Annotated in this window: 16 protein-coding genes; 2 read left to right on the forward strand and 14 right to left on the reverse strand. The window is 35.7% G+C overall.

Annotated elements, in window-relative coordinates:
* Positions 1-105: 105 nt before the first annotated feature.
* The gene (locus tag ACKTSU_RS07895; RefSeq protein WP_408035833.1) at positions 106-597 is read left to right on the forward strand and encodes a hypothetical protein; all 492 of its coding nucleotides are present in this window, start codon (positions 106-108) and stop codon (positions 595-597) included.
* A gap of 91 nt (positions 598-688) precedes the next feature.
* Positions 689-1,147 (forward strand): SRPBCC domain-containing protein, encoded by a 459-nt coding sequence (locus ACKTSU_RS07900; protein WP_408035835.1) that lies wholly within the window; start codon positions 689-691, stop codon positions 1,145-1,147.
* 60 nt (positions 1,148-1,207) lie between these two features.
* Here ACKTSU_RS07900 and cysM read toward each other — a convergent pair whose 3' ends face one another.
* From cysM to ACKTSU_RS07970, 14 genes are all read right to left on the reverse strand, one after another.
* Positions 1,208-2,095 carry a cysteine synthase CysM gene (gene cysM, locus ACKTSU_RS07905; RefSeq protein WP_408036895.1) on the reverse strand — a complete coding sequence of 296 codons (888 nt, stop codon included), beginning with the start codon at positions 2,093-2,095 and terminating at the stop codon, positions 1,208-1,210.
* A gap of 19 nt (positions 2,096-2,114) precedes the next feature.
* Positions 2,115-2,858 (reverse strand): serine O-acetyltransferase EpsC, encoded by a 744-nt coding sequence (gene epsC, locus ACKTSU_RS07910; RefSeq protein WP_408035837.1) that lies wholly within the window; start codon positions 2,856-2,858, stop codon positions 2,115-2,117.
* Positions 2,859-2,881: 23 nt separating this feature from the next.
* The gene (locus ACKTSU_RS07915) at positions 2,882-3,214 is read right to left on the reverse strand and encodes a 2Fe-2S iron-sulfur cluster-binding family protein (protein WP_408035838.1); all 333 of its coding nucleotides are present in this window, start codon (positions 3,212-3,214) and stop codon (positions 2,882-2,884) included.
* Entirely contained in the window at positions 3,214-4,269 is a 1,056-nt protein-coding gene (locus tag ACKTSU_RS07920; protein ID WP_408035839.1) for an NAD(P)/FAD-dependent oxidoreductase, read from the reverse strand. The genes ACKTSU_RS07915 and ACKTSU_RS07920 overlap by 1 nt, the downstream gene beginning before the upstream one ends.
* Positions 4,270-4,393: 124 nt before the next feature.
* Positions 4,394-4,969, reverse strand: a complete 576-nt coding sequence (locus ACKTSU_RS07925) for a precorrin-2 dehydrogenase/sirohydrochlorin ferrochelatase family protein (RefSeq protein WP_408035840.1) — start codon at positions 4,967-4,969, stop codon at positions 4,394-4,396.
* Positions 4,969-5,736, reverse strand: a complete 768-nt coding sequence (cobA, locus tag ACKTSU_RS07930) for a uroporphyrinogen-III C-methyltransferase (protein WP_274633761.1) — start codon at positions 5,734-5,736, stop codon at positions 4,969-4,971. The genes ACKTSU_RS07925 and cobA overlap by 1 nt, the downstream gene beginning before the upstream one ends.
* A 14-nt stretch (positions 5,737-5,750) precedes the next feature.
* On the reverse strand, positions 5,751-7,853 hold the full coding sequence (locus ACKTSU_RS07935) for a HEPN domain-containing protein (RefSeq protein WP_408035841.1): 2,103 nt from the start codon (positions 7,851-7,853) through the stop codon (positions 5,751-5,753).
* A 35-nt stretch (positions 7,854-7,888) separates the two neighbouring features.
* Positions 7,889-8,239 carry a 4Fe-4S dicluster domain-containing protein gene (locus ACKTSU_RS07940; RefSeq protein WP_408035842.1) on the reverse strand — a complete coding sequence of 117 codons (351 nt, stop codon included), beginning with the start codon at positions 8,237-8,239 and terminating at the stop codon, positions 7,889-7,891.
* Between the two features lie 13 nt (positions 8,240-8,252).
* The gene (locus ACKTSU_RS07945; protein WP_408035843.1) at positions 8,253-9,500 is read right to left on the reverse strand and encodes a sulfate adenylyltransferase subunit 1; all 1,248 of its coding nucleotides are present in this window, start codon (positions 9,498-9,500) and stop codon (positions 8,253-8,255) included.
* An 81-nt stretch (positions 9,501-9,581) separates the two neighbouring features.
* The gene (gene cysD / locus ACKTSU_RS07950; RefSeq protein ID WP_408035844.1) at positions 9,582-10,487 is read right to left on the reverse strand and encodes a sulfate adenylyltransferase subunit CysD; all 906 of its coding nucleotides are present in this window, start codon (positions 10,485-10,487) and stop codon (positions 9,582-9,584) included.
* 10 nt (positions 10,488-10,497) lie between these two features.
* Complete coding sequence (locus tag ACKTSU_RS07955; protein WP_408036896.1) at positions 10,498-11,106, reverse strand: phosphoadenosine phosphosulfate reductase domain-containing protein; 609 nt, start codon at positions 11,104-11,106, stop codon at positions 10,498-10,500.
* 11 nt (positions 11,107-11,117) lie between these two features.
* A complete protein-coding gene (locus tag ACKTSU_RS07960; RefSeq protein ID WP_408035845.1) occupies positions 11,118-11,372 on the reverse strand; it encodes a DUF2061 domain-containing protein in 255 nt (84 codons plus the stop codon).
* Between the two features lie 117 nt (positions 11,373-11,489).
* Positions 11,490-11,897, reverse strand: a complete 408-nt coding sequence (locus tag ACKTSU_RS07965; protein WP_028891802.1) for an RrF2 family transcriptional regulator — start codon at positions 11,895-11,897, stop codon at positions 11,490-11,492.
* Positions 11,898-11,920: 23 nt separating this feature from the next.
* Positions 11,921-13,087, reverse strand: coding sequence for an O-succinylhomoserine sulfhydrylase (locus tag ACKTSU_RS07970; RefSeq protein WP_408035846.1), 1,167 nt, complete (start codon positions 13,085-13,087; stop codon positions 11,921-11,923).
* Positions 13,088-13,113 lie beyond the last annotated feature (26 nt).

The raw sequence follows: 13,113 nt of genomic DNA on the forward strand, positions 1-13,113 counted from the left end.
GAATCCACTCGGAATTACTAACGTTAGTGCTTAACTGAAAATTATTAACTTTAAAACCAATAACTGAAGGTTATACGAACCGTTGTAAGCAAGCTAAAAAACAGAATGGCAACATTATTAGAAGATATAAAAAAACAATCCGATTGGACAGTAAAAGCATTTAAATCTGACGGAATTGAATTGGACTATTCTATTGGTAGTTTATTGGAGATTGACCGATTTATCCAAAAATACACGAAAGATGGTCGACCAATTAAAGGCGGTCGACTTTCTAAAAATTTGGGCGGAATTGTATTTTCAATTTCAGCTTATACTGGAGAAACACTGATTAAAAATGTCCCAAATTCAAAATGGATAACGAACGACAATGACCCACAAGGAGAAATAAATATAGCGGTCGAACTTGAAGACGGAACAACTTGCTGGCCTGGACAAAGAATAATCAAGAGAATTCAAAACGGACTTGAAGACGGAATTTATCCTTACGGACATAATCTGACCGAAAAAACTCTGAATGAAAAGTTTGATAAATCATTTTGGGAAATAGAAAAGGAAGTAAAACCAATAGAACCGAAAAAACCTTGGTGGAAGTTTTAAAAATAAAAAGTCAGCTTACAACAATACCCACAACTAATAGCTTGTTCTCCCCTACGCCAAAAAACTAAACCTTTAACCAATACACAGAATCATGAAAAAGCTACAATTTAAGAAAGACATCAACGCATCTGCTGAGAAAGTGTACAACACCATGTTGGGTATTGATACTATTGAAACTTACCAGCAATGGACAGCTGAGTTTAATCCGACCTCAACATATGAAGGGAGCTGGGAAAAAGGAAGTAAAATCTATTTTGTAGGAACGGATGAAAATGGTAAAAAAGGTGGAATGGTCTCAGAAATTGTAGATAATATTCCTTTTCAGTTTATTTCCATTCGTCATAACGGTATCTTAGACGGTGAAAATGAAATTACCGAAGGTGCTGAAATTGAAAAATGGGCAGGTTCACTGGAAAATTATTCATTTCAAGAGCATAACGGAGTCACCACAGTAACAATAGACTGCGATGTAGCAGACGACTACCTTGATTATTTTAACTCAACTTGGGATAAAGCGTTGAATAAACTTAAAGAAATTTCAGAAAAATAGCGTACGAATAACATCCGTACGCTATATATAAAATCGTTTGTTTAAATAAACAAAGACAGTCTATTGAAATAAATCCGAAGATAAATAGCGATCGCCTCTGTCGCAAATCACCGCTACAATTACACCTTTATCAATATTTTTGGCTATTTCTAACGCTGCATGTACCGCTCCTCCACTACTCATTCCTGCAAAAACACCTTCTTCTTGTGCTAGTCTTCTCGTCATGTTTTTAGCATCGTTTTCGTCTAGTTCAACCACCTGATCCACCTTACTTTTGTTAAAGAATTTTGGTTGATAAGCTGGTGTCCACTTACGAATACCTGGAATTTTAGCTCCGTCTTTAGGTTGCGCTCCAATAATTTGTACTTGAGGGTTTTGTTCTTTTAAATAGGTAGAAACTCCCATGATGGTTCCTGTAGTTCCCATCGCAGATACAAAATGGGTAACTTCCCCTTCGGTATCTTTCCAAATTTCTGGACCTGTGGTTTTATAATGTGCTTTCCAGTTATCGGTATTTTCAAACTGATTCAGCATAAAATAGCCTTTTTTATAACGTAGTTCTAGGGCAACATCTCTAGAACCTTCAATTCCTTTTTCTGCATCCGTTAAAATAACCTCTGCTCCGTATGCTCGCATAGTCTTTACACGTTCTTCGGTAGAGTTTTCTGGCATTACCAATACCATGTTTACACCTAATATTTTAGCCATGAGCGCTAATGCAATTCCTGTATTTCCACTAGTTGCTTCTACTAAATAATCTCCTGGGCGGATATTTTTCCTTTTGATAGCTTCAGCAATCATATTAAAGGCTGCTCGGTCTTTTACACTTCCACCAGGATTGTTTCCTTCTAATTTTAGTAATAACTTCACCCCTTCTTTTTGAAGGATGTTAGAAACTTCTATTAGAGGTGTATTTCCTATGCTATCTATTATCGTTTTAGTTTTCATGGTTACTTTTCTACCTACATTATTTAACATAGGATTTTCTAGTGGTTATTTTATTTTCTGACTCATAGGTCACAATAGACCCTTCGGGTACAGAGGTGGTTACGCAAACATTAGCGCCAATTATGCTATCTCTTCCTATCACTACATCGCCTCCTAAGATAGTTGCATTGGCGTAAATGGTTACATTATTTTCAATCGTTGGATGCCTTTTTATGGAAGCCAATTCTTTCTTTACTTGAATTCCTCCTAAAGTAACTCCTTGATATATTTTTACGTTCTCTTTAATAATCGTGGTTTCTCCAATCACAATTCCTGTTGCGTGATCTATAAAAAACGAATCGCCAATGGTTGCTCCTGGGTGAATATCCGTTCCTGTTAATCCGTGTGCATATTCGCTCATCATTCTTGGTAAAATCGGAACTTCCATTTTGTACAACTCATGACTTAAACGATATACGGCAATCGCATGGAATCCTGGATAGGCTAAATACACTTCTCCTAAGCTTTTACAGGCGGGATCGGTCTTTTCAAATGCTTTAGCATCTAAATCTAGCTTTTCTCGTATTTCACAAAACGTTTGTTGATATACTGCCCATACTTCTGAAGCATTTTCAATAGCTAAACCCTTTAAAATTTTTTCAAACTTTTCTTTTAAATGATTGGCTTTTTCTTGGCATACATCATCAAACAAGGCATAAAATAATTGTTTTGTAAAAACTTCTACATCGTCTTTTAATGATAAATCGTACTGCTTGAATCCCATGTGATAAATTTTTACAAAAATAATTAACTTTCGGGAGCTAACTCAACTTCTAATCCTTCTAATTCAGGAGTTATATGAATTTGACACCCTAATCGGCTATTTTCTTGCACATGAAACGCTTCTGCTAGCATTGCATCTTCATTATCATTCATTTCTGGTAATTCATGATTCGACTTCACATAACATTGACATGAGGCACACATTGCCATTCCACCACAAATACCAATAGTTCCTTCAGGAGCTAATTCGTACGATCGAACCACCTCCATTAGGTTCATTGCCATGTCTGTCGGAGCAACTACCTCGTGCAATACACCATCACGATCGGTAATTTTTATTGTAACATCCTGCTCCATTATTGAATCGCTTTTACTACTGCTTTCGGTGCTTCTTTTCGGGTTCCATCAAAACCATCTACGCCTCCTACTGTTGTATACTTCATCACATATTTTTTATCTGGATGGATGCGCTGATAAGCACTCTGACACATTAACGTTGCTTCGTGAAATCCACATAAAATCAATTTTAATTTTCCTGGATAAGTATTCACATCACCAATCGCATAGATACCTTCAACATTGGTTTGGTAATCTAGTGCATTGTTTACTTTAATAGCGTTCTTCTCAATTTCTAATCCCCAGTTTGCAATAGGACCTAACTTTGGTGCCAATCCAAAAAGTGGAATGAAATGATCTGTATCAATAATGAATGGTTCTTTACCTGTTTCCTCTACTACCACTCCTGTTACGTGTTTTTTACCTAATACTGCTTTTACCTCAGCAGGCGTTATCAAATTGATTTTTCCTAAATTCTTTAATTCTTGAACTTTTTCTACAGAATCTAACGCTCCTCTAAACTCATTTCTTCGGTGAATTAAGGTCACCGATTTTGCTACATCTGTTAAGAAAATAGACCAATCTAAAGCAGAATCTCCTCCTCCTGCAATTACCACATCTTTATCACGGTACAATTCTGGTTCTTTAATCATGTACTCCACTCCCTTGTCTTCAAAATCGATAATATTTGGAATGATAGGTTTACGGGGTTCAAAACTTCCTAAACCACCAGCAATAGCTACCACAGGTGCTTGGTGTTTTGTTCCTTTATTGGTGGTTACGATAAACGTTCCGTCATCTTGTTTTTCAATAGTATCTGCACGTTCTCCTAAGGTAAACCCTGGTTCAAATTGTTTGATTTGTTCCATTAAGTTCTTAGTTAAATCTCCTGCTAAGATCTCTGGATATGCTGGAATATCGTAAATAGGTTTTTTTGGATAAATTTCTGAACATTGCCCTCCTGGTTGAGGTAAGGCGTCAATTAAATGACAACGTAATTTTAACAATCCTGCTTCAAAAACAGTGAATAGTCCTGTTGGACCCGCTCCTATAATTAATATATCTGTTTGTATCATGTTCTCTTTATTTTGTCATTACGAGAATTCCAATGAATTGGAATACGAAGTAATCTGTTTATCGACTAACAGATTGCTTCATTTTAGCCTGTCTTTAGCGACAGTCGAAAGATTCGCAATGACGTTACTTTACTAAACTCTCAGTTAGCTTATTTAATGTTTCTACTTTTTGTTCAAAGTTTCCTTTGATAGTTTTTCTATAACTATTTAAGTTTTGTACTAATTGATTGATGTCTTCTGGAATTACTTCTTCAAAAAACTGACGTAACCTCTTAGCTGTTGTGGGTGATTTCCCATTGGTTGAAATGGCTACTTTTACATTTCCTTTAGTAACAATTCCCCCCATATAAAAATCACAGTATGGTGGATTATCCGCTACATTCACCAATTTATTTTGGCTCCTACAATCTTTATACACTTGTATATTTACCTCAGGAACATCGGTTGTCGCAATCACCAAATGTTTTCCTTGTAAATAGGTATCATTATAGCTATCTGTTATCCTATTTACCTTACCTTTTTGAGCTATGGCAATGGTTTCTTCTCTAAAAAAAGGAGCTACCATAGTTACCTTAGCGTCTGGACTCGATTTTAATAAAAATCGTAGCTTTTCTTCTGCAACAACCCCTCCTCCAACTATTAGTACTTCCAAGCTTGCTGTTTTTAAAAAGATAGGATATAAGTTATTTCTTTCTTCCATTATACCACTTCTTTTAAAGCTACTTCTTGTTGCACTTGTAGTAATTGCTGTCTGTGATTTACCACATCTCCTAACAGAATAATAGCAGGATTACTCAAGTTATTTTTAGCAACTACTTCTTCTATCGTATCTACGGTACCAATTCCTATTTTTTCTTCAGGAGTTGTTCCGTTTTGAATAATAGCTACCGGTAATTCGTTCTTCCCTTCTGCCTTAAAAAGTTGAATGATTTCAGAGAGCTTACCCATTCCCATTAAAATAACAACCGTTGCACTTGATTTTGCTGCCAAGGCAACATCATTTGATAATTGGTGCTGTTTTGTAGTTCCTGTAATGACCCAAAAACTTTCTGAACTTCCTCTTTTTGTCAACGGGATATTCTGATAAGCTGGTACCGCTAACGATGAAGAAATCCCTGGTACTACAGCAACCTCTAATCCATGTTTTGCGGCATATTCCATTTCTTCTGCTCCTCTACCAAAAATGAATGGATCACCTCCTTTTAAACGTACTACATGTCCGTGAGAAAATCCTCTCGCAACAATCAACTCATTGATTTGTTCTTGTTGATAGCGATAACATCCTCTTCGTTTTCCTACAAAAATTAATTCTGCATTCGGATTCACATATCCTAACAGTTCGTTATTCACCAATGCATCGTACAATACCACATCGGCTTGTTCTAATGCTTTAATGGCTTTTAAGGTGATTAAATCAGCATCTCCTGGTCCTGCACCTACTACGGTTAATTTCGGTTGATTTTTCATTGGACTCTCCTTTTTTAACTTTCTACGGCTACTTTTCGGTAAGCATCAATTGTTTTATAAAATGATGATGCTTCTTCTAAATACTTTTTTGCAAAAGCTTCCGTAGGTTCATTCTTATTGATCTGATAAATCAATTCTGCAAATGAACTTGATAATTCTATTTTATTATTTGCTACAAACAATTCATCAAAATTGGTAATGATTCCTGCTTGTGTATTGGTTTTTGCTCCTTCGGCGGTTAACAAGGCTTTAGCTGTGTTTACCATAGCTGCATAAGCGTGGTAAATACTATCTGACCATTGTTGATTATTCAAGGCCTGTGAAGCATTTTCTAGCTTTTCTTCACTTTCAAACAGTAAGGTTGCTACTAAGTCTATCACCACTCCTGCACATTCTCCTACTCCTATGGCTTTTACATAGTTTTTATCGTGTCCCCAATCAATAAAATCATCTTCTGTTAAATTGGTAGTGTCTGATAATTCTTTTAACAGCTCATAGAAATATGTTTTTCCTTGTCTATCATAATAGTTTAGGAAATCTTCATTTGCTTGTTTATAGCTTTCGAAGTCGTTTAATAAGATTCGTAAAGATTCTGGTCCTCTTTTACTTGGTATTTTTACCAATTTATCAGCAAAACGACCATTTCCGCCACCTAAAACTCCTCCTCCAATCAACACTTGTAAAGCTGGAGCTAATAGGTTTCCTACTTTTATAGACATTCCTTGAAAACCAATATGTGCCATATTGTGTTGTCCACAAGCATTCATACAGCCACTAATTTTAATAGTGATGTCTTTGTTATTCACATACTGTGGATATTCAGCTTTTAACACACGTTCTAACTCTGCTGCAATTCCTGTACTACTTGCAATACCTAGATTACACGTATCCGTTCCCGGACATGCAGTGATATCATTCAAACTATTATATCCTGCGTCTGCAAAACCTAACTTTTGTAATTCTGTATAGAAAAATGGTAAAAACGCTGCTCTTACATGACGAATCAAGATATTTTGACGTAGCGTAAAACGTAACTCATTTGCTCCAAATTTTTTGATTAAATCTGCTAACAAACGTGCTTTATCGGTATAAAAATCTCCTAAATGTACTTTGATACCTATCGCGTATAATCCAGCTTGCTTTTGCTTGAAAACATTTGTTGTTTTCCAGTTTTGATACGCTTCTTCATCTTCAATTACTACAGATGGAACTTCGTTGGTTTCAAAAACAATATCTTGTTCAAAGTCGGTAGTATCTATCGGATAGGTTTTATACGCTAATGCATCTCTTTCTGCTGCTACTAGTTCTAAAAAAGCATCCACTCCTAAATCTTTTACCAAGAATTTTAAACGAGCTTTGGCTCTTTTTACACGCTCTCCATAACGGTCGAACACACGTAACACTCCTTCAATAGTAGGAATTAGTAGTTCTGCATCTAAAAACTCATAAATTACATCTGCATGTCGCGGTTGTGAACCCAATCCGCCTGCTAACAACACTTTGAATCCTTTTACTTCTTTACCGTCAACTGTTTTCGTTTTAGCAATGAATCCTAAATCGTGAATAAAACTCAACGCCGTATCTTCTTCTGTAGCAGAAAAAGACATTTTGAACTTTCTTCCCATTTCCTGACAGATTGGATTACGTAAGAAAAATTGAAAAGTAGCATGTGCATACGGTGTTACATCAAACGGTTCTTTCGGATCGATTCCCGCAGTTTCTGAAGCCGTAACATTACGTACCGCATTACCACATGCTTCACGCAACGTAATATCGTCTTTCTCTAACTGTGCCCATAACTCTGGGGTTCTGTCTAAACTTACATGATGAATTTGAATATCTTGACGTGTGGTAATATGCAAACGCCCTCTTGAATATTCATCAGAAACATCGGCTATTCTATGTAATTGTTCGCTTGTAACTTTACCATAGGGTAATTTGATACGAATCATTTGCACTCCAAATTGACGTTGCCCGTAAATTCCTCTGGCTAAACGTAAGCTTCTAAAACGTTCTTCATCTATTTTTCCTTCGTTAAACAAACGTATTTTACGTTCTAACTCTAGGATATCCTTTTCTACAACAGGATTTTCTATTTCTGATCTAAAACTTTGCATCTGGTTTTACTCCTTATTTGCTTGTAAAAGCGTTGTTATTCGTTATGTAAGAACTTTTGCTTTGTTAACAATTGTTCTTCGGTTTCTACATGTGCATCATCTGGCACGCAACAATCTACCGGACATACTGCCGCACATTGGGGTTCTTCATGAAACCCTTTACACTCGGTACATTTATCAGGTACTATAAAATAATACTCATCTGATACTGGTGCATTCTCCTCATCTGCATTTACAGAAGTTCCATCCAATAAGGTTACATTTCCTTGTAATGAGGTTCCTTCACTATATTTCCAGTCACTTGCTCCTTCGTAAATGGCTGTATTTGGGCATTCTGGTTCACAAGCCCCACAGTTGATACATTCATCTGTAATGATTATTGCCATAACTTTTTATTATTTACTTGATAAAACCAACTCCTGACGTGGTATTAGTTTTAGGATTGATGATTATAAACGCTCCGTTTGCTTTATTTTCCTCATATGAATCAACAAACAATGGTTTACTTACTTTTAAACTCACTTCTCCAATTTCGTTTAGTGATAATTGAGATGGAGTTTCTTCTTTTCCAGAAAAATCGGTACGGATTAACGCTGTTAGTTCTGTTATTTTTGCTTGCACATCATTTACACCATGTTTGATGTAATATTTTTGAGAAGCTTGTAATGGTGTTTTATCCATCCAACAAATAGTAGCCTCTAACTGTTTTACTACAGAAGGTTCTTCTCCTGTTTTTACCAACATATCTCCTCTACTTACATTTACATCATCTTCTAAGGTGATGTTTACAGAGCTTCCTCTTTTTGCTCTTGCATATTCTTTATCAAAAAACTGAATACTTTTTATGGTAGATTTTGTTGCTGATGGTAATACCGTTACGCTATCTCCTACTGCTAAATCACCTCCATACAATTTCCCTGCATATCCTCTGAAATCGTGATATTCGTCTGTTTTTGGACGGATAACTGTTTGCACAGGGAAACGTGCTTTTGATACTTCTTGCGTATCTTCAGACCCCAAGTTTTCAAGGTGATTCAGTAATGTTTCTCCTTTATACCAAGGGATGTTTTCTGAAGACTTCACAACATTATCTCCTTTCAAAGCTGAAAGAGGTATGAATGTGATATTTTGATTTTGATAGTCGCTCTTCTTAGCTAAATACTCTATTTCTCCTTTAATCTGATTGAATTTCTCTTCTGAAAAATCTACCAAATCCATTTTATTTACAGCTACTATCACGTCTTTTACTCTCAATAAATTATTGATAAAGAAATGACGATAGGTTTGTTCTACCACTCCATTTCTGGCATCTACCAAAATGATAGAAGCTTGTGAATTTGAAGCTCCCGTAACCATGTTTCTGGTATACTCTATATGTCCTGGAGTATCGGCTATGATAAAGCTCGTTTTTGGAGTTGAAAAATAAATATGAGCTACATCAATGGTTATTCCTTGTTCACGTTCTGCTACCAAACCATCTGTTGCCAAAGAAAAATCTAAGTAATCAAATCCGCGTTGCTTACTTTTTTCTTCTATAGCTTCTAATTTATCTTGTGTTAATGACTTTGTATCGTATAAAATTCGCCCTATTAGTGTGCTCTTTCCGTCATCTACACTTCCTGCTGTTGCTATTTTTACTACGTTCATGTTCTTTTAGTATTGAGTGATTAGTATTGAGCTTTGAGTATTTTTCTCTCATTACTCTATACTAAATACTAGGTTTTCTTTTTAAAAATATCCTTGTTGTTTACGTTTTTCCATCGCTGCTTCTGAGCGTTTATCGTCTATCCTTGCTCCTCTTTCTGATATAGAAGATTCTCTAATTTCATCTACCACGGTATCAATATCTATTGCATCAGATAATACTGCAGCCGTACAACTCATATCTCCAACCGTTCTAAATCGCACCATACGCTCTTGTACTTCTTCTTCCTCTTCTCTATACACAACTTCATCGTTTGCAGACCAGATTAACCCGTCTCTAATAAAAGTGGCTCTTTTATGAGCGAAATAGATGGATGGAATTTCAATTTGTTCTTGTTGTATATACGACCATACATCTAATTCTGTCCAGTTAGAAATTGGAAAAACACGTACATTCTGACCTAAATCAATTCTTCCATTTAGCATATCAAACAACTCTGGACGTTGATTCTTTTCATCCCATTGTCCAAAATCGTCTCGTACTGAGAAAATACGTTCTTTTGCTCTCGCCTTTTCTTCATCTCTACGCGCTCCACCGATACACGCATCAAAACCAAATTCTTCAATGGCATCTAATAACGTTTCGGTTTGTAGCATGTTTCGGCTCGCGTACTTTCCTGTTTCTTCTTTTACTTTACCAGCATCAATATTATCTTGTACTTCTCTTACGATTAATTCTACTCCTAACTCCTCTACCAATCGATCTCTAAATTCAATGGTTTCAGGAAAATTATGTCCTGTATCAACATGTAATAAAGGAAATGGAATTTTCGCTGGATAAAATGCTTTTTGAGCTAGTCGAACTAGAGTAATACTGTCCTTTCCTCCAGAGAATAACAGTACTGGTTTTTCAAATTGCGCGACTACTTCTCTTAATATATATATGGCTTCACTTTCTAAAGCTCCTACTTGTATCGTTTCTGTATTCATAATCCTATTTTTAAATATGTAAACCACATTCTCTGTTACTTTCTACTTTTGTGGGATCGAAGTATTTAAACTCGTTTGGTAATTGGTGTTCTTCTAAATACGCATCTAACTCTTCATCTGACCAATGGTAAAATGGACTTACTTTTAATACTCCATCTTTACTTTTTGAAACAATATCAATGCTATCTCTAAAAGCAGTTTGCCCTTTTCTTAAGTTGGTAAACCACACATCTGGTTTGTGCTCATTCATTGCTCTTTTGAAAGGCTCCAACTTCACTTGCTCAGTAAAAACTGCATGTTTTGGATCGTCAACTGTTGGTAAACCTAATGTGGTATTTCTATGTGCTACCGTTTGTTTAGGAACATACAACTGAACGTTTAACTGCAATTTTTCAATTAACTCTTCAGCGTGTTTATAGGTTTGTGGAGTATTATACCCTGTATCACACCAAATAACTTCTATAGTATTTTTTACTGATGCTACAGCTTGTAAAATTGCTCCTTCATAGGGACGAAAGTTTGTGGTTACTACCGCCTTGTTAGCCTGTTGTAACGCCCAAACAATAATCTCCTTTGGAGATTTGCTTTTTAACGCTTCGTTTACTGCTTCTAAATTCATTGTTTCTATGCTCATTTTTTACCCCATTTAATACTGTTCCAAACTCTTTCGTGAAAAAAATACAATAGCATTTTTGTTACTAATTCTATCGCTCCAATTGAAAAAGCTGTTTTTACTTGTCCGGTAATTATCCATGAGATTAATATGGTATCCATGGTTCCTACAACTCTCCAACTAATTGATTTCACAATGCTTCTTATTGGTTTTTCAGAAAGCTTATCGTCTCTATAATTCGTTCTATTTTCTACTATTTGTTCTGCGATCATTTTTAAAATACCTTTACCCTATCGGAATACTAGGTTTTAAGTCAGCAAATATACAGATGCTTTTTAATTCTCCAAGGAGAAATCAAAAAAATATTTGAATTTTACAATTTGTTAATACTACACTAAATCTGCAAGTGTATTATTACGAAGTACTTGTAGCGTATTATCTCTTACTTGAATCATTAGTTTGTGTACTGAGCAAGCTTCTTCATCTGGACAATCATCACATTTTTCATAATAATTCAAACTAACACATGGTACCATAGCAATAGGTCCTTCTAGTGTTCTTATAACATCAGTCATTCTAATTTCGCTGGCTGGCTTTAGCAAATAATAGCCTCCGCCCTTTCCTTTTTTTGCTCCTAAAATTCCTGATTTTCGTAAGGTAAGTAATATGCTTTCTAAAAACTTGTGCGAAATATTTTCCTTTTCTGAAATGGTAGCTATTTGTACCATAGTGCCCTTTTCTTGCCTTGCAATAAAAGTAAGTGCCTTAATTCCGTATTTTGTTTTCTTAGAAAGCATATTACAAATATATGCTTTACTTCTTAATTATTTAATGCTTGATTTAAATCGTGAATTACATCTTCTACGTTTTCTAATCCCACCGAACATCGTACTAAACCATCAGTAATTCCTACCTCTAATCGATCTTCTTCACTTAACTTGCTATGTGTGGTTGATGCTGGATGTGTTACAATGGTTCTTGTGTCTCCTAAATTTGCTGATAATGAGCATAGTTGAATACTATTCAAAAATTTACGTCCAGCTTCAATACCTCCTTGGATTTCAAAAGCAACAATATTTCCTCCTAGTCGCATTTGCTTTTTTGCAATTTCATGCTGTGGATGTGATTTTAAAAATGGATACTTCACCAAGTTCACCTTTGGATGTTCTTCTAAAAACTGCGCTACTTTGAGGGCGTTTTCACAATGTTTTTCTACCCTGATTGCTAAGGTTTCTAAACTCTTAGACAATACCCAAGCATTGAAAGGAGACATTGCAGGACCTGTATTTCTTGAAAATAAATAGATTTCTCTAATTAGTTCCTCTTTTCCTACGGTTACGCCTCCTAAAACACGCCCTTGACCGTCTATGAGTTTTGTTGCTGAGTGAATCACCAAATCAGCTCCAAATTTAATTGGATTCTGTAAGTAAGGTGTTGCAAAACAATTATCTATCACCAATAACAAATTATGCTTCTTTGCTATACTTCCTAACAACTCTAAATCTAAAACATCAACTGCCGGATTGGTTGGAGTTTCAGCATATAATATTTTGGTATTCGGTTGAATTAAGCTCTCGATTTTATCAACTTCGGTAATTTTAAAGTAACTCGTTTCTATATTCCACTTTGGTAAATATTTGGTAAACAAACTATGTGTTGAACCAAAAACAGAGCGACACGATACTATATGATCTCCCGCATTTAACAGAGCTCCAAAAGTTGAAAACACCGCTGCCATACCGGTTGCAAACGCATATCCTGCTTCGGCACCTTCCATAGTCACTATTTTATCAACAAATTCTGTGGTATTCGGGTTTGAAAATCGACTGTATAGGTTTCGTTGCTTTTCTTCAGCAAACGACGCTCTCATATCTTCAGCATCGTCAAACACAAAACTTGAAGTTAAGTATAAAGGTGTAGAATGCTCTGAAAATTGTGAACGTTTTGTTTGCGTTCGTATGGCTTGTGTTTCAAAATTTTTGCTCATGTTATTTTTTTAGATGTTTGACCGCT

Source organism: Tenacibaculum aestuarii (assembly GCF_964510395.1).
In the GTDB taxonomy this organism is placed as follows: Bacteria; Bacteroidota; Bacteroidia; order Flavobacteriales; family Flavobacteriaceae; genus Polaribacter; species Polaribacter aestuarii.